Annotated in this window: 26 protein-coding genes and 3 pseudogenes; 12 read left to right on the forward strand and 17 right to left on the reverse strand. The window is 65.2% G+C overall.

The window, feature by feature from the left end:
* Positions 1 to 72: 72 nt before the first annotated feature.
* The 3 pseudogenes from AC1RGE_RS16385 to AC1RGE_RS16395 form a co-directional block, all read left to right on the forward strand.
* Positions 73 to 507, forward strand: a pseudogene (locus AC1RGE_RS16385) (methyl-accepting chemotaxis protein); the annotation flags it as partial.
* A gap of 273 nt (positions 508 to 780) precedes the next feature.
* Positions 781 to 1,557, forward strand: a pseudogene (locus AC1RGE_RS16390) (PAS domain-containing protein); the annotation flags it as partial.
* A gap of 105 nt (positions 1,558 to 1,662) precedes the next feature.
* Positions 1,663 to 2,097 (forward strand): annotated as a pseudogene (locus AC1RGE_RS16395) (methyl-accepting chemotaxis protein); the annotation flags it as partial.
* Positions 2,098 to 2,136: 39 nt separating this feature from the next.
* On the opposite strand, the gene AC1RGE_RS16400 reads toward AC1RGE_RS16395, so the two are convergent.
* From AC1RGE_RS16400 to AC1RGE_RS16410, 3 genes are all read right to left on the reverse strand, one after another.
* Positions 2,137 to 2,664 (reverse strand): GNAT family N-acetyltransferase, encoded by a 528-nt coding sequence (locus tag AC1RGE_RS16400; protein ID WP_015637021.1) that lies wholly within the window; start codon positions 2,662 to 2,664, stop codon positions 2,137 to 2,139.
* Between the two features lie 53 nt (positions 2,665 to 2,717).
* Entirely contained in the window at positions 2,718 to 3,626 is a 909-nt protein-coding gene (locus AC1RGE_RS16405) for a LysR family transcriptional regulator (RefSeq protein ID WP_019093558.1), read from the reverse strand.
* Between the two features lie 109 nt (positions 3,627 to 3,735).
* Positions 3,736 to 4,509 (reverse strand): SDR family oxidoreductase, encoded by a 774-nt coding sequence (locus tag AC1RGE_RS16410; RefSeq protein ID WP_011063451.1) that lies wholly within the window; start codon positions 4,507 to 4,509, stop codon positions 3,736 to 3,738.
* Between the two features lie 164 nt (positions 4,510 to 4,673).
* Here AC1RGE_RS16410 and AC1RGE_RS16415 point away from each other — a divergent pair, with 164 nt between their 5' ends.
* Positions 4,674 to 5,279: a flavin reductase family protein gene (locus AC1RGE_RS16415; RefSeq protein WP_011063450.1), complete on the forward strand. Its 606-nt coding sequence runs from the start codon at positions 4,674 to 4,676 to the stop codon at positions 5,277 to 5,279.
* A gap of 1 nt (position 5,280) precedes the next feature.
* On the opposite strand, the gene AC1RGE_RS16420 is transcribed toward AC1RGE_RS16415, so the two are convergent.
* Positions 5,281 to 6,363, reverse strand: a complete 1,083-nt coding sequence (locus AC1RGE_RS16420) for an SDR family oxidoreductase (RefSeq protein WP_036996150.1) — start codon at positions 6,361 to 6,363, stop codon at positions 5,281 to 5,283.
* A 95-nt stretch (positions 6,364 to 6,458) separates the two neighbouring features.
* Between AC1RGE_RS16420 and AC1RGE_RS16425 the strand changes: the two genes are divergently transcribed.
* Positions 6,459 to 7,361, forward strand: coding sequence for a LysR family transcriptional regulator (locus AC1RGE_RS16425; protein ID WP_011063448.1), 903 nt, complete (start codon positions 6,459 to 6,461; stop codon positions 7,359 to 7,361).
* A gap of 68 nt (positions 7,362 to 7,429) precedes the next feature.
* Complete coding sequence (locus AC1RGE_RS16430) at positions 7,430 to 7,936, forward strand: YbaK/prolyl-tRNA synthetase associated domain-containing protein (RefSeq protein ID WP_492584635.1); 507 nt, start codon at positions 7,430 to 7,432, stop codon at positions 7,934 to 7,936.
* A gap of 6 nt (positions 7,937 to 7,942) precedes the next feature.
* Here AC1RGE_RS16430 and AC1RGE_RS16435 read toward each other — a convergent pair whose 3' ends face one another.
* Positions 7,943 to 8,827, reverse strand: coding sequence for a LysR family transcriptional regulator (locus tag AC1RGE_RS16435; RefSeq protein ID WP_492584637.1), 885 nt, complete (start codon positions 8,825 to 8,827; stop codon positions 7,943 to 7,945).
* Positions 8,828 to 8,924: 97 nt separating this feature from the next.
* Between AC1RGE_RS16435 and AC1RGE_RS16440 the strand changes: the two genes are divergently transcribed.
* Positions 8,925 to 10,331 (forward strand): MFS transporter, encoded by a 1,407-nt coding sequence (locus AC1RGE_RS16440; RefSeq protein ID WP_015637015.1) that lies wholly within the window; start codon positions 8,925 to 8,927, stop codon positions 10,329 to 10,331.
* A 5-nt stretch (positions 10,332 to 10,336) separates the two neighbouring features.
* Here the strand turns inward: AC1RGE_RS16440 and AC1RGE_RS16445 are convergent, their stop codons facing one another.
* Complete coding sequence (locus AC1RGE_RS16445) at positions 10,337 to 11,269, reverse strand: DMT family transporter (RefSeq protein WP_011063444.1); 933 nt, start codon at positions 11,267 to 11,269, stop codon at positions 10,337 to 10,339.
* 102 nt (positions 11,270 to 11,371) lie between these two features.
* Here AC1RGE_RS16445 and AC1RGE_RS16450 point away from each other — a divergent pair, with 102 nt between their 5' ends.
* Positions 11,372 to 12,271 (forward strand): LysR substrate-binding domain-containing protein, encoded by a 900-nt coding sequence (locus AC1RGE_RS16450; RefSeq protein ID WP_011063443.1) that lies wholly within the window; start codon positions 11,372 to 11,374, stop codon positions 12,269 to 12,271.
* A 36-nt stretch (positions 12,272 to 12,307) separates the two neighbouring features.
* Here AC1RGE_RS16450 and AC1RGE_RS16455 read toward each other — a convergent pair whose 3' ends face one another.
* From AC1RGE_RS16455 to AC1RGE_RS16470, 4 genes are all read right to left on the reverse strand, one after another.
* The gene (locus AC1RGE_RS16455) at positions 12,308 to 14,548 is read right to left on the reverse strand and encodes an ATP-binding protein (protein WP_492584639.1); all 2,241 of its coding nucleotides are present in this window, start codon (positions 14,546 to 14,548) and stop codon (positions 12,308 to 12,310) included.
* Complete coding sequence (locus tag AC1RGE_RS16460; RefSeq protein WP_041119872.1) at positions 14,545 to 15,159, reverse strand: biliverdin-producing heme oxygenase; 615 nt, start codon at positions 15,157 to 15,159, stop codon at positions 14,545 to 14,547. Before AC1RGE_RS16460 ends, AC1RGE_RS16455 begins: the two co-directional genes overlap by 4 nt.
* Positions 15,160 to 15,417: 258 nt before the next feature.
* On the reverse strand, positions 15,418 to 15,804 hold the full coding sequence (locus AC1RGE_RS16465) for a cupin domain-containing protein (protein ID WP_011063440.1): 387 nt from the start codon (positions 15,802 to 15,804) through the stop codon (positions 15,418 to 15,420).
* 81 nt (positions 15,805 to 15,885) lie between these two features.
* Positions 15,886 to 16,695 (reverse strand): AraC family transcriptional regulator, encoded by an 810-nt coding sequence (locus AC1RGE_RS16470; protein ID WP_011063439.1) that lies wholly within the window; start codon positions 16,693 to 16,695, stop codon positions 15,886 to 15,888.
* Positions 16,696 to 16,937: 242 nt separating this feature from the next.
* Here AC1RGE_RS16470 and AC1RGE_RS16475 point away from each other — a divergent pair, with 242 nt between their 5' ends.
* From AC1RGE_RS16475 to AC1RGE_RS16490, 4 genes are all read left to right on the forward strand, one after another.
* Positions 16,938 to 17,579 carry a LysE family translocator gene (locus AC1RGE_RS16475; RefSeq protein WP_011063438.1) on the forward strand — a complete coding sequence of 214 codons (642 nt, stop codon included), beginning with the start codon at positions 16,938 to 16,940 and terminating at the stop codon, positions 17,577 to 17,579.
* 73 nt (positions 17,580 to 17,652) lie between these two features.
* Positions 17,653 to 18,132, forward strand: coding sequence for a GNAT family N-acetyltransferase (locus tag AC1RGE_RS16480; protein ID WP_103289271.1), 480 nt, complete (start codon positions 17,653 to 17,655; stop codon positions 18,130 to 18,132).
* A gap of 43 nt (positions 18,133 to 18,175) precedes the next feature.
* On the forward strand, positions 18,176 to 19,270 hold the full coding sequence (gene ddlA / locus AC1RGE_RS16485) for a D-alanine--D-alanine ligase (RefSeq protein ID WP_011063436.1): 1,095 nt from the start codon (positions 18,176 to 18,178) through the stop codon (positions 19,268 to 19,270).
* Between the two features lie 30 nt (positions 19,271 to 19,300).
* Positions 19,301 to 19,654 (forward strand): gamma-glutamylcyclotransferase family protein, encoded by a 354-nt coding sequence (locus tag AC1RGE_RS16490; RefSeq protein WP_011063435.1) that lies wholly within the window; start codon positions 19,301 to 19,303, stop codon positions 19,652 to 19,654.
* Between the two features lie 9 nt (positions 19,655 to 19,663).
* Here AC1RGE_RS16490 and AC1RGE_RS16495 read toward each other — a convergent pair whose 3' ends face one another.
* From AC1RGE_RS16495 to AC1RGE_RS16525, 7 genes are all read right to left on the reverse strand, one after another.
* A complete protein-coding gene (locus AC1RGE_RS16495) occupies positions 19,664 to 20,245 on the reverse strand; it encodes a membrane protein (RefSeq protein ID WP_011063434.1) in 582 nt (193 codons plus the stop codon).
* Between the two features lie 96 nt (positions 20,246 to 20,341).
* On the reverse strand, positions 20,342 to 20,797 hold the full coding sequence (locus AC1RGE_RS16500; protein ID WP_152686433.1) for a GNAT family N-acetyltransferase: 456 nt from the start codon (positions 20,795 to 20,797) through the stop codon (positions 20,342 to 20,344).
* Entirely contained in the window at positions 20,794 to 21,510 is a 717-nt protein-coding gene (locus AC1RGE_RS16505; protein ID WP_492584641.1) for a purine nucleoside phosphorylase YfiH/LACC1 family protein, read from the reverse strand. The genes AC1RGE_RS16500 and AC1RGE_RS16505 overlap by 4 nt, the downstream gene beginning before the upstream one ends.
* 133 nt (positions 21,511 to 21,643) lie before the next feature.
* The gene (locus tag AC1RGE_RS16510; protein WP_492584643.1) at positions 21,644 to 22,456 is read right to left on the reverse strand and encodes a MerR family transcriptional regulator; all 813 of its coding nucleotides are present in this window, start codon (positions 22,454 to 22,456) and stop codon (positions 21,644 to 21,646) included.
* A 78-nt stretch (positions 22,457 to 22,534) separates the two neighbouring features.
* Positions 22,535 to 22,906 carry a helix-turn-helix domain-containing protein gene (locus AC1RGE_RS16515; RefSeq protein WP_011063430.1) on the reverse strand — a complete coding sequence of 124 codons (372 nt, stop codon included), beginning with the start codon at positions 22,904 to 22,906 and terminating at the stop codon, positions 22,535 to 22,537.
* Positions 22,903 to 23,214, reverse strand: coding sequence for a type II toxin-antitoxin system HigB family toxin (locus tag AC1RGE_RS16520; RefSeq protein ID WP_072450953.1), 312 nt, complete (start codon positions 23,212 to 23,214; stop codon positions 22,903 to 22,905). Before AC1RGE_RS16520 ends, AC1RGE_RS16515 begins: the two co-directional genes overlap by 4 nt.
* Before the next feature lie 115 nt (positions 23,215 to 23,329).
* On the reverse strand, positions 23,330 to 23,596 hold the full coding sequence (locus tag AC1RGE_RS16525; RefSeq protein ID WP_492584645.1) for a DUF3077 domain-containing protein: 267 nt from the start codon (positions 23,594 to 23,596) through the stop codon (positions 23,330 to 23,332).
* Positions 23,597 to 23,655: the final 59 nt, after the last annotated feature.

Consider the following 23,655-nt stretch of genomic DNA (forward strand, 5'->3'; position numbering starts at 1 on the left):
GCCTACAACACCTCGCTGCAGACCGACAACAGCGCCCAGCGCGGCACCACGGTGGTTACCGAGGCGGTGAACGTGATGCGCGATCTGGCCAAGCACATGCAGGAGGCCGGCGAAGGCATTGGCGCCCTCAACGAGCAATCCCTGGTGATCGGCAGCATCGTCAAGACCATCAGCGGGATTGCCGAACAGACCAACCTGCTGGCACTCAACGCGGCCATCGAGGCGGCCCGGGCCGGTGAGCAGGGGCGTGGTTTCGCGGTGGTGGCCGATGAAGTCCGGCAACTGGCCTCGCGCACCAGCAAGGCCACCGAGGAAATCGTCGGCGTGGTGCGCCAGAACCAGGACATGGCCCGCGAAGCCGTGGAACTGATGGCCGAAGGCAAGCTGCAGGCCGAGCAGGGGCTAGCCCTGGCGGCGGAAGCCGGCACCGTGATCGTCGAGATCCAGGACGGCGCGCAGAAGGTGGTCAGCGCGGTCGGCCAGTTCGCCAACCAACTGTCCTCCTGATTGCTCCCCAGCACAGTGCTCCCGCCACGGGGCACTGTGGATTTCAGGGCGGCATCGGCCAGCCCCGGCGCCCTTGGCGCCATTCATTTCCCACGCTGAGACACTCGGGCCTGACCGATAGGGCCCCGGGCGACGGCTGCGCCCAAGAAAAACCAAGAAATTTCCTAGAGGCTTGTAGGAAGTGTCTGGAAAGCGCTGCGGGGCTTGGAGAAAGCCCAAACTGCGCCGATGGCTAGGGGTTGTTGTATCCACTCCTAGTCTGTCGGTGTATCCATGTTCAACAAACGTTTGAAGCAGCAACTTGCCACCCTGAGCGACGAGCTGAACGCTCTGCAGCAATTCAAGGCCTGCCTGGAAAGCCAGGTGCTCAATCTCGAACTCGATGGCGAGGGGGCCATCCGCCGGGCCAACCAGAACTTCATCCAGGCCCTGGAACTCGATGGCCAGCCACTGGCCGGCGTGGCCCTGGAGAGCATCATCTCGCGCCACCCGCAGGCTGTGCCGTTGTATCGCGAATTCAAGGCGGCCCTGGGGCGCAACGAAAGCTACACCGGCCAATTGCGCCTGCAACGCGGAGGCGGCCGCGAGGCCTGGCTGCAGGTCTGCGTGCAGCCGATCCGCGATGGCGCCGGGCGGCTCGATCATTACAACCTGATCTGCACCGACCAGAGCGCTTCGGTGGAAAGTGCCTGCGAGCATGAAAACCTGATGGCGGCGCTGCTGCGCTCCTCTGCGGTGATCGAGTTCGACCTGCAAGGCCGGGTGCTGACGGCCAACTCGCGGTTTCTCGCCTGCATGGGCTACCGGCTGGATGAGGTCCAGGGCCAGAACCACCGCCTGTTCTGTGAACCGCAGGAATACGAGGGGCCCGGCTACCAGGAGTTCTGGGCACGGTTGAACGCCGGCGAATACATCGCCCAGCGGTTCAAGCGCATCGACAGCCAGGGCCGGGTGGTGTGGCTCGACGCTTCCTACAACCCGGTGCTGGACGCCAGTGGCCAGCTCTACAAGGTGGTGAAGTTCGCCATCCTGATCACCGATCAGGTGAACCAGGAGCAACGGGTGGCCGAGGCGGCGGACATCGCCTACAGCATCTCCCGACAGACCGACACCAGCGCCCAGCGCGGCTCGGCGGTGGTCACCGAGACCCTGGACGTGATGCGTGACCTGGCTACCTGCATGCAGCAGGCCGGGGACGGCATCGAAGCCCTGAACGAGCAGTCCCTGGTGATAGCGAGCATCGTCAAGACCATCAGCGGGATTGCCGAACAGACCAACCTGCTGGCCCTCAATGCGGCCATCGAAGCGGCCCGGGCCGGTGAACAGGGGCGGGGTTTTGCGGTGGTCGCCGATGAGGTCCGGCAACTGGCCTCGCGCACCAGCAATGCCACCGACGAGATCGTCGGCGTGGTGCGCCAGAACCAGGACATGGCCCGCTCGGCGGTGGAACTGATGGCCGAGGGCCGGCAGCAGGCGGAACAGGGCCTGACCCTGGCAGCGGAGGCCGGCACGGTCATCGTCGAGATTCAGGACGGTGCGCAGAAAGTGGTCAGCGCGGTCGGCCAGTTCGCCAACCAGCTGTCGGCCTGAGGGCGTGGGCGTGCGCCTTGGGGGCGCACGCCCGGGTTGCTAGCGTGGCGCAGGCCCATGGCACTCGTAGTGCAAGCGGTCGAACCACTCGCCGTGCAACAGGAAGCTGCGCCGCGAATGGCCGTAGCAAGAGAAGCCGCAGGCTTCCAGCACCCGCACCGAACCGGTGTTCTGCGGCCGCGCATTGGCTTCGATGCGGCTCAGTTGCAGTTCGCCGAAGGCGCGCAGCAGCACCTGCTGCACCGCAGTGCGGGCAATGCCGCGGCCGTTGAAGCGGGCGCCGACCCGGTAGCCCAGTTCCGCGCAATTGAAGTAGGGGCGCTGCACCCGGTGCAGGTTGACGCGCCCCACCAGCACTGCGTTGTCGCGGATCAGGAACTGATAGCCGCGGTCTGCCTCGGCATCCTCGCACGCCTGGTTTATGGCTTCGGCGACCCCTTCGCGGGAGTAGTAGGTGGCAGGCCGGGCGTTGATCGAGGCTTCGAAGAACGCTCGGTTTTCCCCTTCGAAGGCCAGCAGGTCATCCAGGTCGTCGAGGTGGGGAGCGCTGATGTGCAGGTGGGTCATGGTGCCAGTGCCTCAATCCGTGAAGGCGCTTTCTTCTCACGATCCGCGGGTGTTCAGCAAGCCTCCAGGTGCGGTTTGATCAGTTCGGCGAACCATTCGATGAACACGTTGAGGCGGCGCGAGCGATGGCGCCGGTCGGGGTATAGCGCGCAGATATCCATGGGCGCCACCGGCAGTTCACGGAGCACCTGCACCAGCTCGCCACGGTCCAGCAGGTGCTGCACGTCGAAGCGTGGCACCTGGATCAGCCCCAGCCCCTGCCGGCAGCAGGCGATGTAGTTCTCGACGTTGTTGACGATCACCCGGCTGGGCAGCCCCAGCAGGTGCTCGCGACCTTCCAGCAGGTATTCCCAGGGCTGCTCGCGGCCAGTGTCCGGGGAGGCATAACCGACCATCCACTGGCCGTTCTGCAGGTCCTGGGGGGTGTGGGGCTCGCCCTGTTCGGCCAGGTAGGCGGGGCTGGCGCAGTTGATCAGCGCCAGTTGCCCCAGGGGGCGGGCGACCAGGCTGCTGTCGGCCAGGCTGCCGACGCGGATCGCGCAATCGATGCCTTCCTGGACCAGGTCGATGCTGCGATCGCTGGCGCCCAGGGCCAGTTGCAGGCCGGGGTATTGCGCCAGCCATCGGGGCAGGGCGGGGACGATCAGGCGCCGGGCGATGCGGCTGGGCACATCGATGTTCAAGCGCCCGCTGACGTCTATCTGGCGGTGGTGGAACAACTGGTTGAGTTCGGCGGCGTCTGCCAGCAGGCGCCGCGCCCGTTCCAGCAGAATGGCGCCGTCGGCGGTCAACTGCACGTGGCGGGTGGTGCGGTGCAGCAGTCGGGTGCCGAGGCCGGTTTCCAGTTGCTGCACGGCGGAAGAGACGGTGGCCCGTGGCAGTTCCAGGGCATGGGCAGCCTTGATGAAGCTACCCATGTCGGCCACCTGGATGAACACGCGGTATTGCTCAAGCTTATCCATCGTTTGAACGATCCTGGTTCGGGGGCGCCTGACGGCAGTGGATCGCAGCATCCGCCGAGGCGATCGATGCTGCGGCTCGGCAGGCCAATTTACCCCTTGGGCGCCAGGATTACTTGGTGGTGTAGCCGCCGTTGATCAGTAAGGTCTGGCCAGTGATCCACCAGCCTTCGGTGACCAGGTGGCGAATGAAGGGCACCACGTCCTCGATATCGGTGAGCCCGGTCTTGCTCGAAGGCGACAGGGCTGCGGCGCTCTTGTGGTACGCCACGGCGTCGGCGCCTTCGGCCGGGTAGAAGAATGGGGTATCCATGGGCCCGGGGCCGACGGCAGTCACTGAAATGCCGCGGGCACCGAACTCCTTGGCCGCGGCCCGGGTGAAGTGTTCCACCGGCGCCTTGGAGCCGCCATAGGCGGCATAGAACGGAGTGAAGGCCCCCAGCAGCGAAGTCACCAGGGTCACCAGCTTGCCGTTGTCCTCCAGGTGCTTGCCGGCTTCCTTGATAAAGAAGAAGGCGCTCTTGGCATTGACCGCGAACATCTGGTCGTACTCGTCCTCGTTGATTTCAATGATGGGTTTCTTCAGCACCTTGCCCACGGTGTTGATGGCGATGTCGATCTTGCCGAAGCGCGCCTTGGCCTCGTTGAACAGCTGCTCCACGGCACTGGCGCGGGTGAGGTCGGCCTGCCACGCCTGGGCCTCCACACCCAGGGCCTTGAGTGCCGCCACCGTGGCCTCGGCGTCGGCCCGGCTGGCGTTGCTGTTGTAGTGCACGGCCACCGCCCGGGCACCGTGGCTGGCCAGGTCGCGGGCAATCAGGCCGCCGAGGTTCTTCACGCCACCGGCGATCAGCACGACTTTGTTGTTCAGGGAGTGATCGGTCATGGCGCGGGTCCTTCAACAATTGGGGTGAAGGCTGAGTCTAGTGTCTGCACCGCTGTTGATAAGCCGTCGGCGGCTGGACGGATTATCCAGAAAATCCGGCCAATGACCTTGCCTGCCGACGGCCGCGATGGGGCTACAATCGCAGTTTTTTTCAGGAGCCAGTCATGTCCGATCTTCGTCGCCCGGTACCGCTGGACAAGGCGTACCGCTTGCTCAACCACGGCCCAACGGTGCTGGTCAGCGCAGCCCATGGCGGGCAGCGCAACATCATGGCCGCGGCCTGGGCCATGCCCCTGGATTTCGAGCCGCCGAAAGTCGCCGTGGTGCTCGACAAGTCCACCTGGACCCGACAACTGCTGGAGGCCTCGGGCACCTTCGTGCTCAATGTGCCTTGCGTGGCCCAGGTGGATATCGTGCAGAGCCTGGGCAACAGCTCCGGGCTTGAGCTGAGCCAGGGCGGTAGCGACAAGTTCGCCGCCTACGGTCTGCAGGCCTTTGCCGGCGAGCAACTGGCGGCGCCGCTGCTGGAAGGTTGCGTGGCCTGGCTGGAATGCCGGCTGCTGCCCGAGCCCCACAACCACCAGCAGTACGACCTGTTCCTTGGCGAAGTGATTGCCGCCCAGGCCGATGCCCGGGTGTTCAGCGAAGGGCGCTGGCACTTCGACGGGCACGACCGGCTGCGTACCCTGCACCATGTTGCGGGCGGGCATTTCCTGACCATCGGTGACGCCGTTGACGGTCGGCAACTGCCCCTGGTCGGCGAGCCCTGAGTCAGGGGATCAGCCGGTAGTCACGCAGCCGTTGCAACTGTTCGAGCACGCTCTGGTGGCTGTCGATGCAACCGGTAAAGCCGGCCTGGCGGATCTTGATGGTGCTTTGCACCATGTCGTAGCCGGTGTTGAGCCAGCCATCGACGAAGGGCCAGGCGGCGATCTGCTCCCAGGGCGTGGGGCGCAGTTGCTGTTCCTGGACAATGCGCGCCCACAGCGGCGCCTTGTCGGCCATCTGCACCCCCAGGTTCATCGGTTGCGGAGCGGCGCTGGCAAGGCCGAAGAACCCGGCGATCTGTGGCCACAGGTGCTGCCAGCGAAAGTGATCGCCATTGGTCACGTTGAAGACCTGCTGCTGTGCATTCGGTGAAGTCAGGGCCCAGAGCACGGCCTGGGCCAGCACCCGGGAATCGGTGGCCTGGTGCAGCGCCGACCAGGCCTGCAGGCTGCCGGGAAAACGCAGTGGCAGGTTCAGTGCCTGGCTGATGGCGGCGAAGCTGGCGATGCCGGTGAGGATGTTCATCGGTGAGTTGAGGCTGGGGCCCATGACCCCGTCCGGGCGCAATACCGTCCAGGCAAAACCCTCGCGTTCGGCTTCATGCCACAACAGGTCTTCCTGATCGTTGTAGAAGATCGGCCCCATAAAGCGCGGGTCGCTTTCCTTGGCTGGCGTCTTATAGGACCCCAGGTGTTCACCGTAGGATTTGCCGCCACCGATCAGCACCACCTGGCGCAACCTGGCTCCGGCCTGGCGCAGGGCCTTGAGGCTGTGCTCCAGCATCGCCAGGTTCGGCGCCACTGTGGCGGCCATGCTTTCCCGCTCGCTGTAGGCGCAGAACACCAGGTCGGTGACGCTGCCCAGTCCGGCAAAGGCGCGGGCGGTGCCGGCGACGTCCAGCAGGTCGGCGCTGATGTGCGCTGGTGCCGGGCTGCCGTCCAGCAGGCTGGTCGGTGGGCGGCGACGGGCGGCGGTGGTCAGTTGCCAGCCCGGGGTACGGTGCATCAGCTCGACCACTGCGGTGCCGACCACGCCATAGCCGCCGATCACCAGCAAGTGACGGTCCGGGGAGGTTGAAACGCTCATCTTGGATACCTCGAATAAAGGGATCGCCAGCATAGAGTCGGGTCTTTGAGTGAAATAGACTGCCGGCCGGAACAGCATCTGTGAGTTGAATTCATATGGCGGGCAGCGAGATCAACCGGTTTGCCGAGATGGAAACCTTTGTCGCGGTGGTGGAGTGTGGCGGCTTGTCGGCCGCTGCGCGGTTGAGGCAGGTGACGCCTTCCTCGGTGAGCAAGCTGCTGGCGCGGCTTGAAGCACGCCTGGGCGTACGCTTGCTCAACCGCTCCACTCGCCAGTTGCAACTGACCGCGGAAGGCCGCGGCTTCTATGAAAACAGCGTGCGCCTGCTGGCAGACCTGCGAGAAGTGGAGGGTGAGGCCAGCAGCGCCCGGGCTCCGGTGGGCCGGGTGCGGGTCAACACCAGCGCCTCCTTTGGCCTGCATGTGCTGGCGCCCCTGGTGGCGGAGTTTCTCCAGCTGTATCCGCAGGTGTCCCTGGACCTGGTGCACAGCGATGCCCTGGTAGACCTCTTGGGGGAACAGACCGATGTGGCGATCCGCACCGGGCCGCTGGCGGATTCGCAGTTGATTGCCCGCAAGCTCGGGGAAACCCGCGGCGTTGTCGTTGGCTCCCCGGCCTACCTGGCTCGCTGTGGCGTACCGCAGACCCCGGAGGATCTGGCCGCGCACCACCTGCTCGGTTTCGACTACGCGCGGGCCTTGCCGGGCTGGCGCCTGGGCGCGGCGGGCGAGAGCCAACTGCTGCAGCCCAATGGCCGGGTGCAGGCCAGCGACGGCGAAGCGTTGCGCCATCTGGCGCTACACGGTGCCGGGCTGGCGCAACTGGCGGCCTTCACCATCGCCGATGACCTGGCCAGCGGCAGGCTGGTACCGGTACTGGAAGCCTTCAACCAGGCGCCGCTGGAAAGTTTTTATGCGCTGTATGTCGGCCAGGGCGGCCACGTGCCGTCGCGGGTTCGGGTGTTCATCGACTTCCTGGCACTGCGGGTGCGCTTGTAGCCGCCACTGGTCAGGCGTGGCGACGGATGCTTGAATCAACCCCCTGGCGACTTTTCCAAGGACAGAACATGCATGCAGTTTTCCAACGACTGGTGAGCCTGCTGGACAGCCACCAGGCGCGCTATCGGGTGATTTTTCACCCGGCCGAAGGGCAGTCGGCGCGGGTTGCCGAGATCCGCGGCACCGAACCTGGGCAGGGGGCCAAGGCCATGCTCTGCAGCCTCAAGGGCACAGACGAGGTGTATGGGCTGGTGATTCTCAGCGGCGACCAGAAGCTGGACATGAAAAAGGTCGGCGCGGCCCTGGGGGGCAAGAAGGCGCAACTGGTATCGCCGGAGCTGGCCAGGGAGCTGACTGGTTGCGTGATCGGCGCCATAGCTCCGCTGAGTTTCGATCCGCGCATCCGGCTGATCGTCGACCCGCAACTGACCTCCCGCTACAGCGAGATCGCCTTCAACGCCGGGCGCCTGGATGCCTCCATGGTGCTCGATACCCAGGACTACCTGAGGGTCGCCCAGCCGCTGCTGCTGAGCGTGACCCGGGACCTGGAGAGCGACAGCGTCCAGCCCGGTTGAAGGCGGCTACCAGCTCGCCTGAGCCAGGGCCTCGGCAAAGGCGGTGAGCTTCGGCGAGCACTGGCGCGAGGGCGGATACACCAGCGACAGCTCGCGGCTGCGCCCGGCATGTTCCTGCAGCACCGGCACCAGCCGGCCGGTGTCCAGGGCTTCGCGTACCGCGAACTCCATCAACTGGGCAATGCCGAAGCCGCCGAGCACCGCGTCCACCAGGGCATCGCCGATATCGAAGATCAGCCGGCCCTGGACGGCCAGGTCCAGGGGCTTGTCCTGGTCCATGAACTGCCAGTCCACCAGCCGGCCGCTGCGCAGGTTACGCACGGCCAGGCAGTTGTGCTGCTGCAGGTCGGCCAGGTGCCGGGGCGTGCCATGGCGCTCCAGGTAGCCTGGCGCCGCCACCGTGACCCAGCGCAGGGGCGCCAGGGGCCGGGCAATGAGGCGCTGGTCCTGGATCACCCCGGTGCGCACCACCGCGTCGAAACCTTCATCGATGATGTCCACCACCCGGTCGGTCATCACCGCTTCGATGCTCAGCCCCGGGTGCTGGGCCGTCAGCTCGCCGATCACCGGCATCACCACCTTGCGCCCGAACAGTGACGGGGTACTGATCTTCAACATTCCACTGGGGGATTCGCGCCGGTCCAGCAGCAGGTGTTCGGCATGGGCCAGTTCCGCCAGCAGGGGCGCGGCGCGCTCGACCAGCACCTGGCCGTCCGGGGTCAGGCTGACACTGCGGGTGTTGCGTTGCAGCAGGCGTACACCGAGCTGCTGTTCCAGGCGGGAAATGGCTCGGGACAGGCCGGACTGGGTCAGCCCCAGGTCACCGGCGGCACGGGTGAAACTGCGGGTTTCGGCAACCCGGACCAGCAGGCGAAGGGCGTTCAGATCCATGATTAAAGTCATTACTGAAAGAGATAATGGCTTGTTTATCATTTAAACGGCATCGATGACACTGGCCGCCGGTTATTTCCACACAAGGATCTTCGCGATGTCCGCGACCCCGTTAGCCAAGCCGTCGGGCTGGATGCTGTTACTGCTGGCCACCGCGCAATTGATCATCGCCCTGGACGCCACCATCGTGTTTGTCGCCCTGCCGGAAATCGGCAGCCACCTGGGCTTCTCCGCCCAGCAGTTGCAATGGGTGGTCAGTGCCTACAGCGTGGCCTTCGGTGGTTTCCTGCTGCTGGGCGGACGGGCGGCGGACCTCCTGGGCAAGCGGCGTTTCTACATCGTCGGCCAGTCCTTGTACGCCCTGGCCTCGCTGGCCGGCGGCCTGGGCGGCAGCGCGCTGCTGCTGGTGCTGGCCCGGGCGGTGCAGGGCGTGGGCGGGGCAATGCTGTTCCCCGCGACCCTGGCCCTGATCAACACCTGGTACGCCGAGGGGCCGGCGCGCAACCGGGCCTTTGCGGTGTGGAGCGCAGCCTCGGCGGCGGGGCTGGCCCTGGGGGCGCTGCTGGGCGGGGTGCTGACCCAGTACTGGGGCTGGGAGGCGGTGTTCCTGGTCAACGTGCCCCTGGCTGGGGCCTGTGCGTTGCTGGCCCGGCACTGGATACCCGCCGACCCTGCGCGCCAGCGCGGCCGTCAGTTCGACTTGCGCGGCGCGCTGACCGTGACCCTGGGTGGCACCCTGCTGGTGTTCTCCATCGTCCAGGGCCCGGAGTGGGGCTGGAGTGCCCCGGCGACCCTGGGCTGCCTGGCGTTGTCCCTGGCCCTGCTCGGGCTGTTCGTGCGCCTTGAACAGCGTAGCGCCGACCCGCTGATGCCCCTGCGCCTGCTGGGTTATCCACAACTGCGCATGGCCATGGTGATTACCGCGCTGTTCATGAGCAGCTTCGGCGTGCAGTACTACTTCCTCAGCCTGTATTTCCAGCAGGTCTATCAGTTCAGTGTGTTGCAGAGCGGACTGGCGTTCCTGCCCTCGACCCTGCTGTGCACGGCCGGGATCTGGGTCGCGGAGCGGGCCCTGCTGCGCGTAGGCTTGCGGGCGACCCTGGTCAGCGGCTTGCTGCTCGGGGCGCTGGGCATCGGCCTGATGTACCTGGCCCTGCCGGGCAGTAGCGGCTTTGTCGGCCTGCTGCCGGGGATCGTGATCATGAGCATCGGCCAGGGCATGACCTGGACCTCGATGTGGGTCTCGGCCGGGCAGGGTATCGCGGCGTCCGAGCAAGGGGTGGCTGCGGGCGTGGCTTCCACCAGCCAGCAGATCGGCGGCGCCCTGGGGCTGGCGCTGCTGGTGTCCCTGGCCAACACCTTGAGCGCCGGCGGTAATCAGGCCTATGGCATCGAGATGGCTACCGCCGCCAGTGCCCTGCTGGCGCTGTTCGGGGCCTTGCTGGCGCTGCGCCTGCCCCGGGCTGGAGTGGCCTTGCCGGCCTGTTCCGTGGCCCAGGGCTGAGGGCGTCAGCCATGGGCCTGTGGCAGGTGGCGGCGCACTGCCCACAGGACCCCGGCCAGGAGCAACAGGGCGGCGCTGCTTTGCAGCAGGCTGGGCAGGTGCTGCAGGCAGATGAAGCCATAGAGCAGGGCGAACAGGGTCTCGAACACGATCAACTGGCCGCTCAGGGTCAGCGGCAGGCGCCGGGTCGAGGCATTCCACATGCGATTGCCGAACCAGGAGCCGAGCACCGCGCTGGACAGGCTCAGGCCCCAGAACAGCATCCAGCGCTGCTCGCTGGCCTCGGCCCGGGTGCCGGGCAATGAGAACCCGTCCGCCAGCAGCCAGACCAGGGCGCTCATCAGCCCAGTGGTAATGCCCCACAGGGTCGACCACTGGCTGCTGTTGAAACGGCTGCCTTTGAGGTAGCGGGCGTTGTCGGTGGCAAACCAGGTCCAGCACAGCAAGGCGCCGAAGGCGCAGAGCAGGCCCAGGGCGCGCTGGCCCAGTTCCACCGAATCGCTGTGGGCGGTGAGCAGGGTGTCGAGGTTGATGCAGCAGATGCCGGCGAACACCAGCAACAACGGCCAGCGCAGCCGGCGCAGGGGCACGGCATCGGCATCGCCGCGGCCGGCCAGGGTGATGGTCAGCGGCAGCAAGCCGACGATCAGTGCGGTGCTGGCTACGCCGGCCCACTGGATGGCGCTGGCCAGGAGCATGAAGTAGATCAGGTTGCCGGTTAGCGCCAGCTTCACCAACAGTACGGCATCGCCCCAGGTCAGGCGTTGCAGCAGCTCCCGGGCCTGAGGCGCAGCCAGGAGCAGGGAGAATGCACCGTAGAGGCTGAAGCGCGCGCAGCTGAGCAGCAACGGGCTGAACTCAGGCAGCAGGCTGGGCACCACAATCGCCAGGCCCCAGACCGCACCGGCCAGGGCGGCATAAGCAACTCCACGTTTCATGCAAACACTCGTACCTAGTCATCAAGCTGCGCAGGCTAGTCATTGCTGACCGGATGGACAAAGGATATATAGGCACCTACCTATTCTTCTGGGGAATGCCTTGTGAGCCGCTTCGCCCGTCATCTGCCGCCGCTGGAAACCCTGGTCACCTTCGAGGCGGTGGGCCGTAACGCCAGCTTCACCCGCGCGGCCACCGAGCTGTGCCTGACTCAGAGCGCGGTCAGCAAGCAGATCCGTGCCCTGGAGCTGTCGCTCAAGACCGAACTGTTCGAGCGCCAGGCCCGGGGGGTGAAGCTCACCGCCAGCGGCGCCTCGCTGTTCGTCGAGGTCAGCACCCAGCTCGAAGCCCTGCTGCGCAGCGTCAGCCGCCTGCGGGCCGGGCGCGACGCCAATACCATCACCGTGCAATGCACCCACGCGGTGGCGCAGTTCTGGCTGTTCCCGCGCCTGCTGGCATTCAACAAGCAGCACCCGGACATCACCGTGAGCATCCATGCCAACAACGACATGGACGAGTCCAGCGTGGCCGAGCATGACTTCGGCATTCTCTATGGTGCGGGGCATTGGTCGTCCCTCGCGGCGGTATCGCTGTTCGCCGAGATGGTCTACCCCATCGTCAGCCGGCGCCTGGAGCTGCCTGTGGTCAAGGAGCTGGCGCAACTGGCCGAACTGCCGTTGATCCAGCTGGACGCCTCGGAGTGGAACTGCATCGACTGGCGGGACTGGTTCCATCATTTCGGGCTGGACTACAGCGCGCCACCGGGGGCCCTGGGGTTCAACCAGCTGACCCTGATGTTCAGCGCGGTGCAGCAGGGCATGGGCGTGGGGCTGGGCTGGGATTTCATGGCCAGCCAGTTGGTGGCCCAGGGCGAGTTGCTGCGGGTTGGCGAGTGGGCGTTCCGCACCGGGCAGGCGGATTTTCTGGTGCATCCGCGGCACAAGCGCCTGTCCGCCAGCGGCCAGTTGTTTCGCGACTGGCTGGTGGCCCAGGCGGCTGAATGAGCGCCCGGGGCCCAATGGCCAGCCCCGGGCTATGGGTCAGAGGCTGGCGCGCGGCACGCTGAAGCGGAACTCGCTGCCCTTGCCCACTTCGCTGTGGGCTTCGATCTTGCCGCCGTGGGCGTGGATGATGCCCTGGGTGATGTACAGCCCCAGGCCGGTGCCGTTGGGGTTGCCTTCCTTCATGGTCCAGTAGCGGTCGAAAATGAATGGCAACTGGTCGGTGGGAATGCCCTCCCCGGAGTCGCGCACGCTGAACACGATCTGCTCGCCGTCGGACATCGCCACCACCCCGACCTTGCCCTGTTTGGGGGTGAACTTTATGGCGTTGCCCACCAGGTTCGACAGCACCTGGAACAGGCGCTCGGGGTCGGCGTTGATCCTGAGGTCCGGTTCGGCGTGGAAGCTGATGTCGATGGCCTTGTCCAGGGCCAGTGGCGCCAGCAATGAATAGGCCTCTTCGAACATCTGGCTGACGTCCAGCGGCTGCGGGGCGATGCTGTAGCGCCCGGCCTCGATCTTGGAGGTGTCCAGCAGGTCTTCCAGGAGATTGTTCATGCGGCTGGCGGCCTGCTGCATGGTGTCGATGGCCGATGAAATGCGCCGTGAGGTATGCGGGCCATCGGAACTGAAGGCCTTCTGCATCATGCCGCAGAGCATGGAGATCACAGTCATCGGGTTGCGCAGGTCGTGGGACACCACCGCCACCAGTTCGTCCCGGGCGCGCACGGCCTGTTGCTCGCGCAGCACCTGGCGCGCCAGGTCGTGCTCCAGGGCCGAGCGGCGCAGGTCATTGGCGGCGAAGCGGTCGCCGTGGCTCCACTTGGTGGCGATCCCGGCCATCTCCACTTTCCAGATCTCGAACGAGGTACGCGGCCGCAGGCGCAGGCCGGCGTCGGAGTTTTCCAGGTCCAGGGGCTTTTGCGGGTTGCCGCTCCAGTTGATGTTTTCCTTCACTTCCGGGCGGAACCACAGCACGCCGTTATCCACAGGCTTGGGCAGGGTCATGGCCAGGACCCCGCTGGCCACCTGTTGATAACTCGCCGCCGGCGGGTAGACGCTGGACAGGTGATGGCTGGCGAACACCGCGTGCCCGGTGCCTTGCAGCCAGCGGTGCAGGGCGCGGATTTCGTCCTGGGGCGGGCAGTTACCGAAGCAGTGCAGTTGCTTGTCTTCGATGATTGCCACGCCACCGGCCTGGGTCAGGTCCAGCAGCAGTTGCGGCACCTGGGTCAGGCCGTCGAAGACGCTGTCGGGGGTGTCGCGCATGGCCTGGTCGAGGCTGGCCAGGGCGGTGACTTTCTCTTCCCGCTGGCGGCTGATATCCAGGGCTTCCATGGCGCTGATCTGCAACGACAGCACCTGGCCGATGGTCTGGCAGGCAATGCGCAGCTCGTGGGGCACCAGCAGCGGCTGGCGGTTGCCGCAACTGATCAGGCCCCAGAGCTGGTCGCCCTTGAGCAGGGAAATGCTCATGGAGGACAGCACGCCCATGTTCTTCATGTACTGGCAGTGGATCGGCGACACGCTGCGCAGGGTGGCGAAGCTCAGGTCCAGGGCCTGCTGAGTGTCCGGGCGCAGTGCCGGCAGCAGGGGCACCGGCTGGTAGTCGGCGTTGGGGATGATCCGCAGCCAGTTGCTGCGGTACAGCTCGCGGGCTTGCTGCGGAATGTCCGAGGCCGGGAAGAACAAGCCATTGAACACTTCCATGGTGGGGCGGGTGGCTTCGGCGATCACCTGGCCGTGGCCTTCCTCTTCGAAGCGGTAGATCAGCACCCGGTCGTAGCCGGTCATCGCCTGGATTTCGCTGACGCTGATGGTGTACAGCTCATTCAGGGTCTTGGCCGTCTGCAAGCGCCGCAGCAGGCGCCCCAGGTTCTCGGTCTGCTCTTTCAGGTGCTGGGGCTGCAGGTGTTCGAGCTGGATTTCCAGCTCCAGCATCAGCACCCCCTGGTGGCGATGCAGCAAGCCTTCGAAGCGCGCGCCATTGACGGCCAGGTGCAGTGGTGGCGCATCGGACAACCGCGGCAGTTGCAGCACCTCGCGGATGCGCTGGCCGTCGGTGTCTCCCAGCAGTTGCTCCAGGGGCTGGCCGAGGACCTGCGCGGCAGGCTGGCCCAGCAGGGCCTCGACGTTGGCGCTGATCTGCTGGATGCGCAGGTCCGGCTCCGACAGCGTCAGCAGCACGCCATGGGGCTGGATCGCCCCGGGGGAGCGGATTGGCTCATCGGCGCAGTTGGCCAGCAGTTGTTCGAAGGCTTGGGCGTCTTGTGGGGTCATAGCAGCACCTCGCGGCTGTCGAGCCAGTGCTCGAAACAGGCAAATGTGGATTGCGCGGCGCTGACCACTTGTTGTCGTGCGCTCGCGTCCTCGGGCATGCGCCCCAGGTAGTCGAGAAAGTCTTTCCAGCGCCGCCCGGTGGCGGCGCCATACACGTCGAGGAAAGCCCCGCCGTTATCCCCGTGCAGGTCCAGGCGCTGGGCCATTTCCCGGCGCAGGATCTGCCCGCCCAGGGTCGCGCCCTCCAGTACATAGAGGGCGCCCAGGCACGCGCCGGGGCTGGCCAGTGCGGGCAGATGGTCGCAGCGGGGCAGGGCGTCGATGCGCTCCGGGGCCAGGCCCAGGGCCTGCAGGTCGCCGGCCAGGGCCGGGGTCTTGCGGCGCTGCTCCGGGTCGTAGCCGGCAGGGATCAGGCCGCTGTCATGCAGGGCCGCCTCCAGGGGCTGATAGAAGCCGAAATAGGCCTGGATCAGGCGCCGGTACCAGGCCGCATCGAGATGCTCGGAGAAGAACGGCAGGCGCTTTTCCAGGGCCACGTGCAAGGTCGCGGTGCCGGCGCGCAGGTCTTGAAGCAGGGTGGGGGCGGTGGTGTCTTGGTGCGGTTTGGGCATTCAGGGGTCAGGGGTCGCAACAGGTAATGGACGCGCCATGGGCGTCATCGAAAGCTGGGACCAGGCCGTAGTCCCTGCACTAGAGCCATCGCACAGAAAAATAAGAGCGTCACTCTACCTGTGCTTTTTGCACTGACGTACAGTTTTTGACGCACCATTGGTCGGCCAAGGGTAGTCGATCGATGACGTGTTGCTGTGTCTGACTGTGTTCAAGAGGCAGAAATTCCTTTTTCCGTCTCGCAGGTTCAGCGGTGAGGATCAGATCCAGACGTCGTTCTGGGCGGTGCGTTCGCCACCTTGATCGCCGGTGTTGAGCACGCCCTTGGGTTCGATCAGCAGCAGTTTGACCTCCTGCTCGGCCCAGGGTTTGTGCTCGACGCCCTTGGGCACCACGAACATCTCGCCACTGCCGATGGCCACCCGGCCGTCACGGAAGTCGATGTACAACTGGCCGTCGAGCACGATGAAGGTTTCATCGGTGTCGGCGTGGGAGTGCCAGACGAATTCGCCCTGCAACTTGGAGATCTTGAACTGGTAGTCGTTCATCTCGGCAATCACCTTGGGGGTCCAGTGTTCGCTGAACAGGCCGAGTTTGCTGGCGAAGTTGATGCTCTGGTAGGCGTCTTGCGGGGCAGGGTTTTGCATGGTGTGGTCCACCTCAGTGATGAATGAGCGCTGAGGGTAAACAGCCAGGGGCTAGGGCTTCTTGAACGATCGTGTGTGGCCTCAGCGGCCGAGCATCTTCAGCCAGCGCGCCGGTGGCAGGCCGTAGGTCTGGCGAAACTGCCGGGTCATGTGGCTCTGGTCGGTGAAGCCGGCGATCAGTGCGGCGTTGGCCAGGCTCTGGCCCTGCACCAGCAGCGCGCGGACCAGGTCCAGGCGGCGCATGCTCAGGTAGCGGTAGGGGCTGGTGCCGAACAGCAGGCGAAAATCCCGGGACAGGCTCCAGCGGTCGCGCCCGCTGTGGGCCGCCAGTTCCTCCAGGGTCAGGGTGCGGTCCAGGGCACTGTGGATGTATTCCCGGGCCCGCTCGGCCGCCACATAGTCGAAACGTTGCCGTGATTGGGCGACCCCGGAGACGCTGTTCAGGGCATGGGCCAGGTCGAACAGGGCGTCTTCCTGTTCCAGCGGGTCCAGGGGGCTGTCGACCCCACGCAGCAGGGCCTCGGTGGCGGCAAACAGCCGCGGGTCGTTGGACAGGCCGCCAGTAATGAAGGGCAGCGGCTGGCCGCCGAGGATCTGCTGGATCAGCGCCGGCTCGACATACAGCATGCGGTAGTGAAAGCCGTCGTGGGTGCCGGCCTCGCCGTCGTGGGCTTCGTCGGGGTGCAGGACCATGGTGGCGCCGGGCAGGCTGTGGCGCCAGCCGCCGCGGTACTGGAAGCTCTGCACCCCGTGCAGGGTGCGGCCGATGGCGTAGGTGTCATGGCGGTGCATGTCATAGCCATGGCCGGCGAAATACGCCTCGATGCGCTCCAGGCCCCGGGCGGGCGGCGCGCGGTGAACCCAGTCGGTGACAGCTGCGGGTTTGGCCATGGAACGGTCCTGATGGATGAAACCAAGGGCCGTACGTTAACTCAGGGGCGCGCTGGCTGTCTTGCCCCTCGGTTCTACGCCGTAGCGGTTCTGCCCGAAGACGGGCGGCTTGCAGGAGGGTTCCGGCGCTGCACGATGGCTTGTTGCCTGAGCCGGGTTGCGAGGCCAATCGGCGGTTGCCTGGGCAGGCGCGAGTGGAGTAGCGTCGTTCCCCCGGACCCTCTTCATGGCCATCTGTTCCCATGTACACCTCGCACCTGGTTTACCTCGCTCCGTTGTTGTCGCTGGCCCTGCTCTGGAGCGTGGCGGTGATCACCCCCGGGCCGAACTTTTTCACCACTGCACAACTGGCGGCGGGCTGTTCGCGGCGCCATGGCCTGTTCGCCGCCCTGGGGGTGGCCAGCGGCACCGTGCTCTGGGGGCTGGCGGGAGGCTTGGGCATCAAATCGCTGTTCAGCGCGGCGCCGGCGCTGTTCGTGTTGTTCAAGGTTGCCGGTGGCTGTTACCTGATCTACCTGGGGCTCAAGCAGTTCAAGCGCAAGCCGGCCCTGGAGACCCCGACCACCGATGGCGCGAGCCATGCTGCGCGCAGCCTGTTCTCGGCCTACCGGCTGGGCTTTCTCGGCAACATGACCAACCCCAAGTCGGCGCTGTTCGTGGCCACCATTTTTGCCACTTCGATGCCGGCCTCCCCGCCACCTCTGCTACTGGGGCTGGCGGTGCTGACCATGGCCGGCCTGTCGCTGTCCTGGTACTGCTGCGTGGCGCTGTTTTTCGCCAGCAGCCGGGTGGCCGGGTTCTATGCCCGGGCCCGGCGCTGGCTGGACCGCCTGGCCGGTGGTTGCTATGTGCTGTTCGGCGGGCATCTGCTGGCCAATCGCTGAACGGCCGGTGCCTTGCGCCGGCCAGTATCCGCCCCCAACAAGGACGACCCGTCCCCGTATCAGGAGACCGAACATGGCTGTTGTTTTTCGCCCGGTGGCAGAGGCGGACATTCCGCGGATCTGCAGTTTCGTGGGCAATCCCCAGGAGCTGTATTTCTTCTTTCCCGCCGCCACCTGGCCGCTGACCCACGAGCAGTTGCGCGACTCCATCGCCCAGCGCAGCGACTCGACGGTGATCGAGCGTGACGGGCAGGTAGTGGGTTTTGCCAACTTCTACCGCTGGGCCAAGGGCGGCACCTGTACCATCGGCAATGTCATCGTCAACCCAGAGGTGCGCGGCGCGGGCCTGGCGGCGCAATTGATCGGGCAGATGATCCACATCGCCCACAGCAAGCACCAGGCCAGTGAGGTGACGCTGTCGTGCTTCAACAGCAACGTGGCGGGGTTGCTGCTCTATCCGAAGCTGGGCTTTGTGCCGTTCGCCATCGAAGAGCGCAAGAACAAGGAACAGGAGCGAGTGGCGCTGATCCATTTGCGTTACAGCCCCAGCTGAATTGAAGAACCGTCAGCAATCATTTTTTCAACGGGAAGCAGTCATGAGCAAGTTGCGGGTCGGGATTATTTTTGGTGGCCGTTCGGCCGAACACGAAGTGTCGCTGCAGTCGGCGCGCAATATCGTCGATGCCCTGGATCGCACGCGTTTCGAGCCGGTGCTGATCGGCATCGACAAACAGGGGCACTGGCACCTCAACGACACCTCGAACTTCCTGATCAACCAGGAAAACCCGGCGCTGATCGCCCTCAACCAGTCCAATCGCGAACTGGCGGTGGTGCCGGGCAAGGCCAGCCAGCAACTGGTGGAAACCTCCAGCCAGGAACTGCTGGGGCATGTCGATGTGATCTTCCCCATCGTCCACGGCACCCTGGGCGAAGACGGTTGTCTGCAGGGCCTGCTGCGCATGGCCGACCTGCCCTTTGTCGGCTCCGACGTGCTGGGCTCGGCGGTGTGCATGGACAAGGACATCAGCAAGCGCCTGCTGCGCGATGCCGGGCTGGCGGTGACCCCGTTCATCACCCTGACCCGGGCCACCCGTGCTCGCTACGGTTTTGCCCGGGCCCGGGAAACACTCGGCCTGCCGCTGTTCGTCAAGCCGGCCAACCAGGGTTCATCGGTGGGGGTGAGCAAGGTCGACAACGAGGCCGAATACGAGGCCGCGGTGGAACTGGCCCTGGGCTTCGATCACAAGGTGCTGGTGGAGTCGGCCGTGCGTGGGCGGGAAATCGAATGCGCGGTGCTGGGCAACGACCAGCCCATTGCCAGTGGCTGCGGCGAGATCGTGGTCAGCAACGGTTTCTATTCCTACGACAGCAAGTACATCGACGGGGAGGCGGCCCAGGTGCTGGTACCGGCGGACATCAGCATCGAGCACAGCGAGCGCATTCGGGCCCTGGCTGTCGAGGCATTCCAGGTGCTGGGCTGCTCCGGGCTGGCTCGGGTCGATGTGTTTCTCACCGATGAGGGGGAAGTGCTGATCAACGAAATCAACTCGCTGCCGGGGTTCACCCGGATCAGCATGTACCCCAAACTTTGGCAGGCCACCGGCATGAGCTACAGCGAGCTGGTGAGCCGCCTGATCGAGCTGGCGCTGGAGCGTCACGCTGAACGGCAAGGGCTGAAAATCAACCGCTGAAGCGGATCATCGTGGTTAAGGACGTGACGAATGAGTTCGGCAACAGATGCATCGGTTTATCTTTTTTCCTACGGCACCCTGCAAGACAAGGCGGTGCAGATCGCCAACTTTGGCCGTGAGTTGAGTGGCAGCGCGGATGCCATGCTTGGCTACGAACAGAGCTGGGTGGAAATCACCGACCCCGAGGTGCTGGCGGCCAGCGGCAAGACCCACCACCCGATCCTGCGCCCGGGGGCGGCGGACAGCGCGCCGATTCCCGGCACCGTGTTCTGCATCACCCCCGAGGAGCTGGCAGCGGCCGACAGCTATGAAGTCTCGGACTACAAGCGGGTCAGCGTGACCCTGGCCTCGGGCATCCAGGCCTGGGTCTACGTCAGCGCCTGAGTCTTCGGCTCACTCCGGCGGCAGCATCACACCGATGCACGCCAGGGCCAGCAGCACCGCCCCGAGCACGATGAACACATAGTTCAGCGGCGTGAAACGGGCGTTGCTGCGGCCTTCGGGATCTTTCGCGGCGGCATTCAGGCCGCGCTGGCCGAGCCAGGTGATCCACGCCAGTACCGGCAGCAGCGCCAGGCTGGCAATGTCGGTCACCGGGTAGCCGATATTCTTGCGCGACAGCGCGTCCACCACGTTGTTGATGATCACCCCCACCACAAACAGGGTTGCCAGTTCACCGGGCCGCCAGTCATGGCTGCGGCCGTCGCGCTTGAGCTGTGCATCGGCTTCGCGGTACAGCGCGTGGGTGAAAAAGATGGCAAAGAAGGCCCGGGCCACCGGCCACAGCTCCTGGCCGCTGGCGTGCCTGAACTGATGCCAGTTCTTGTAGGCCCAGTACACCTGGTAGATACCGAAGGTGAGGATGTACAGGGTCAGGAACTTGGCCTTGGACACCACATAGAACGGCTGTTGCGCCGCTTCGGGCGAGGGGGCGACCAGATCCGCCTGGGGCGGGGCATAGAGGTTGTCAGACACGGGCACTCCTTGGGTTGGGCCTGAGGGGGGAGGCAACGTTAGCTCAGGTTGCTGGCCAAGAACCAGCAGGGGCTCGGTGGCCAACCGGAACCGGGTTCAGGCCAGGGGTGGATCCGCCGGCCGAACGTAGTGAATATCCCATTCACTTTCACCCACCTGAACAAAACCCAGGCGTCGATAAAAACGATTCGAGTCACTGCCGCGCAACGCATCCAGGTGGATGGGTAGCTGCTCGTTGGCGGAGCGTTCCAAAAGCTGCTCCAGGGCCTTGGCGCCGAGGCCCCGCCCTTGGAATTGCGGTAGGACGTACAGGTGCTGCAGGCGCAGATGATCGCCGTGTGATTGGCTCTGGATAAAGCCTGCGGGCTGTCCGTCACTGAGGATGAAGTGGCAGCGTTCGGCCGCGAAGCTTGCGGCAAAACGCTCCCGGGCCCGCTGCGGATCGAAGCGCCCCAGGCGCTCAAGGCTTTCGCGCATCGCCGCGATGCGCATCTGGACCAGGGTTTCCAGGTCGCTCAGGGAGGTTGGGAGTAGTGCACTCTCGAGGTTCATGTCCGGCCGATCCACGAGTACTGGAAGGCCTTGGCTTCACCCCGGTGCCCGCGTCGACGATAACTGGCCAGGGTCGGGGTCGAGCAGTAGGTGCACAGCTCGCTGATTTCGATCTGTTCATCACTGATTCCAGCGGCGTGCAGCAAGTGCACGGCATAGCGGCTCAGGTCGAACCACAGGGAATCGGCCTGGGTCGGTTGCGGTGGCGGAATCTGCGGCGGCAGCAGCGGGGCCGGTTGCTCACGGCTCCAGGGGGCCTGTGCGGCCGGCCACAGCGGGTCCTGAGTGGCGGACAGGGTGTCGATGAAATCGGCGCTGACTTCATAGCAGCAGGGTTTGATCGATGGGCCGATGGCCACCCGCAATTGCTGTGGGGTGATGCCCTTGCTGGCGAAGTGTTGCAGCACATTGGCGATGATCCCGCCATGCAGGCCTTTCCAGCCGCCGTGCACTGCCGCGACCCAGGAACCGTCCTCGCTGCTGATCAGCAACGGCAGGCAATCGGCGGTGACCACTGCGATGGGCCGGCTGGAATGGGTGAGTACCGCATCGCCGCGGATGATTCCGCTGGGTAGCGTGGTACTGGCTTGCACCACCTCGCCGCTGTGGATCTGCGAGCAGAAGAACAGGTTGGCCGGCAGGGCGGCGCCGAGGGTCGAAAACCCATGACGGATGCCGGATATCTGGTTCAACACACCTGCCTGGAAACTCATCGGGCCTTCGCTCGGTAACCTGGGAATGGCTGCAGAGCATAGCGGTATCCGAGGTACTTTTGCTGACAGACAACGCTGGATAGGCCGGGGCAGACCAGCGGTAGCCTGCTGGTCGGCCCCTTCACCGGGCGTTTCAGGCGCTCAGCGGGATATACAGTTCCACCACGCTGTCCGGGTGCATGGGCCCCAGAAAGCGCTCGCCGGTGTACTCGAACTCCACCGCGTCGATGGGCATCAGCCCGGCGGCGGGCAACCACTCGCTGTAGGCGGCGCGAAAGGTTTCCGGCAGGGTGGCCACGCTGCCGTGATGCTCGACTCGCGCGTAATGGCGGGCAGGGATTTCCAGCTCCACCATGCCGGGTACCAGGGGCGCGTCGGCGGCGACCGGCAGGCCGGCCACATAACGCCACTGGCCGTCTTCCAGGGGCTGGCAGATGCCATAGGTGCCCACCGGCTCGGCCAGGCGCTGGATCTCCTGTTCCCGAGGTTCGAAACGTTGCCAGAGCTCGGCGATGGTGCCCGGGTCATCCTGCTGCCAGGCCATGCCGATGATCCGCTGCGACGCCAGGAATACCTTCTGTGGTGTCTGCGCGGCTGGGAGTTGGCGCTGCGGCTGGGCCAGGTAGCGCTGCAGATGGCCCAGTACTTTCTGGCTGCGGGCGATCTCGCTTTGCAACTGCCGGGCATGCGCCTGCAGTGACTGCTGCATGTGCAGCACGCTGTCCAGGCCGCCCTGGTCCGCCAGAGTGCGGATGTCTTCCAGGGACATGCCCAACTGCCGCAGCCAGGCGATGCGCCCCAGGGTCACGATCTGTTCCGGGCTGTAGTAGCGGTAGCCGTTGTCCCGGCCGGTGAGGGCCGGGGTGAACAGGCCGATGCTGTCGTAGTGGCGCAGGGTTTTGGTGGTGAGGCTGTGGCAGCGGGCCATTTGTCCGATGGTGAGCATGGAGCGTCCTTGGTGTGGTTGGGCTGCCAGGCAGGTTGAGCCTTTACCCAAGGGCAAGCTCAAGCCCGGCAGCACGGCTCAGGACGATTTGATCGGCTTGATCAGGCTCTCGGCGGGAATGCCGAACAGCTGGTGCAGTTTCCAGATCATGGGCAGGGTCAGCGCGCGCTTGCCGTTGAGCACTTCATAGACGCGGTTGGTGCGGCCGATGGCCGGCGCCAGGTCGGCGGCGGACAAGCCGGATTGCTCCATGCGGAACTTGATCGCCTCGATCGGGTTGGGCAGGTCCAGGGGAAACTGCCTGGCCTCGTATGCCTGGATCAGGGTGATCATCACATCGAAGTAATCGCCTTCAGGTGTCCCAGGCTGCGGTTCGTTGTCGAACAGGGGCGAGACGCTTTTCAGTGCGGCGCGGTAGTCCTGGTCGGTGTGGATGGGGCGGATGTTCATGCGGGTTGCTCCATGTCTACGCTGTCGGCGTCAATGGCATCGTACTGCTGGTGGGTACCTACGAACTTGATGTACAGCGCGCCGAAGCGATAGGCCACGGCAACGATCAGTCGATACTCGTTGCCCTTGATGTTGAAGACCACCCTGCGGCTTTTGAGAATGCTCGCGTTGCGATACTGGTCCTTGATCTGCGCAGGGTTGGACCACTCGGCTTTCCTTGCTTCATCGACCCAGGCCAGCAAGGGCTGTTCTGCGTCCGGGTACTTCTCCCAGAAGGCCTTCAACTGACTGACTGCAATAATTCTCATGGCGTGATCCTAGTCCCGTCCTGGGACTTAAACAAGTCGCTGAGTGCGTCAAGCGATGTACGGACAGATCGCTGGATCTGCCCGCGCAGGCGACGTTGGTTCAGGGACGATCAGGTCATGCAGAGAGCGTGGCGTGCACGTCGTCCATCAGTGCCTTGCCCATCTCTGCCAGGTAGTGTGCCGCCCAAGCATAGCGGTCGCACCGCGGCTCCATGGCGGCCTCCAGGGTGAATTGCTTTGCCAGATGCAACAGGGTCGAGGAGTGTTCCAGGGCGTCGTTGATCGGCACGTCGGCATTCACCCGAAACAGCGGATGCAGGTGCTCGCCGCATTGGGAAAAGCGGATTTCACCGAGGGTGGTCAGGGGCGATTGAGTGGTCATCGGGCACCTCCGGTTTTTTGTGACGGGAGGTGTGGGGAGGACGGATTTCGAGTGTGATG

This window comes from Pseudomonas sp. GW823-FHT02C05 (assembly GCF_058797595.1).

Excerpts from the sequence above, each read along its gene's own strand:
- AC1RGE_RS16505 (WP_492584641.1), bottom strand. The coding sequence starts at position 21,510 with ATGAGTTTCCAGGCAGGTGTGTTGAACCAGATATCCGGCATCCGTCAT.
- ddlA (WP_011063436.1), top strand. The coding sequence starts at position 18,176 with ATGAGCAAGTTGCGGGTCGGGATTATTTTTGGTGGCCGTTCGGCCGAA.
- AC1RGE_RS16410 (WP_011063451.1), bottom strand. The coding sequence starts at position 4,509 with ATGACCGATCACTCCCTGAACAACAAAGTCGTGCTGATCGCCGGTGGC.
- AC1RGE_RS16430 (WP_492584635.1), top strand. The coding sequence starts at position 7,430 with ATGCATGCAGTTTTCCAACGACTGGTGAGCCTGCTGGACAGCCACCAG.
- AC1RGE_RS16415 (WP_011063450.1), top strand. The coding sequence starts at position 4,674 with ATGTCCGATCTTCGTCGCCCGGTACCGCTGGACAAGGCGTACCGCTTG.
- AC1RGE_RS16440 (WP_015637015.1), top strand. The coding sequence starts at position 8,925 with ATGTCCGCGACCCCGTTAGCCAAGCCGTCGGGCTGGATGCTGTTACTG.
- AC1RGE_RS16480 (WP_103289271.1), top strand. The coding sequence starts at position 17,653 with ATGGCTGTTGTTTTTCGCCCGGTGGCAGAGGCGGACATTCCGCGGATC.
- AC1RGE_RS16460 (WP_041119872.1), bottom strand. The coding sequence starts at position 15,159 with ATGCCCAAACCGCACCAAGACACCACCGCCCCCACCCTGCTTCAAGAC.
- AC1RGE_RS16500 (WP_152686433.1), bottom strand. The coding sequence starts at position 20,797 with ATGAACCTCGAGAGTGCACTACTCCCAACCTCCCTGAGCGACCTGGAA.
- AC1RGE_RS16435 (WP_492584637.1), bottom strand. The coding sequence starts at position 8,827 with ATGGATCTGAACGCCCTTCGCCTGCTGGTCCGGGTTGCCGAAACCCGC.
- AC1RGE_RS16470 (WP_011063439.1), bottom strand. The coding sequence starts at position 16,695 with ATGGCCAAACCCGCAGCTGTCACCGACTGGGTTCACCGCGCGCCGCCC.
- AC1RGE_RS16425 (WP_011063448.1), top strand. The coding sequence starts at position 6,459 with ATGGCGGGCAGCGAGATCAACCGGTTTGCCGAGATGGAAACCTTTGTC.
- AC1RGE_RS16420 (WP_036996150.1), bottom strand. The coding sequence starts at position 6,363 with ATGAGCGTTTCAACCTCCCCGGACCGTCACTTGCTGGTGATCGGCGGC.
- AC1RGE_RS16490 (WP_011063435.1), top strand. The coding sequence starts at position 19,301 with ATGAGTTCGGCAACAGATGCATCGGTTTATCTTTTTTCCTACGGCACC.
- AC1RGE_RS16520 (WP_072450953.1), bottom strand. The coding sequence starts at position 23,214 with ATGAGAATTATTGCAGTCAGTCAGTTGAAGGCCTTCTGGGAGAAGTAC.
- AC1RGE_RS16525 (WP_492584645.1), bottom strand. The coding sequence starts at position 23,596 with ATGACCACTCAATCGCCCCTGACCACCCTCGGTGAAATCCGCTTTTCC.
- AC1RGE_RS16475 (WP_011063438.1), top strand. The coding sequence starts at position 16,938 with ATGTACACCTCGCACCTGGTTTACCTCGCTCCGTTGTTGTCGCTGGCC.
- AC1RGE_RS16445 (WP_011063444.1), bottom strand. The coding sequence starts at position 11,269 with ATGAAACGTGGAGTTGCTTATGCCGCCCTGGCCGGTGCGGTCTGGGGC.
- AC1RGE_RS16465 (WP_011063440.1), bottom strand. The coding sequence starts at position 15,804 with ATGCAAAACCCTGCCCCGCAAGACGCCTACCAGAGCATCAACTTCGCC.
- AC1RGE_RS16405 (WP_019093558.1), bottom strand. The coding sequence starts at position 3,626 with ATGGATAAGCTTGAGCAATACCGCGTGTTCATCCAGGTGGCCGACATG.
- AC1RGE_RS16455 (WP_492584639.1), bottom strand. The coding sequence starts at position 14,548 with ATGACCCCACAAGACGCCCAAGCCTTCGAACAACTGCTGGCCAACTGC.
- AC1RGE_RS16400 (WP_015637021.1), bottom strand. The coding sequence starts at position 2,664 with ATGACCCACCTGCACATCAGCGCTCCCCACCTCGACGACCTGGATGAC.
- AC1RGE_RS16510 (WP_492584643.1), bottom strand. The coding sequence starts at position 22,456 with ATGCTCACCATCGGACAAATGGCCCGCTGCCACAGCCTCACCACCAAA.
- AC1RGE_RS16515 (WP_011063430.1), bottom strand. The coding sequence starts at position 22,906 with ATGAACATCCGCCCCATCCACACCGACCAGGACTACCGCGCCGCACTG.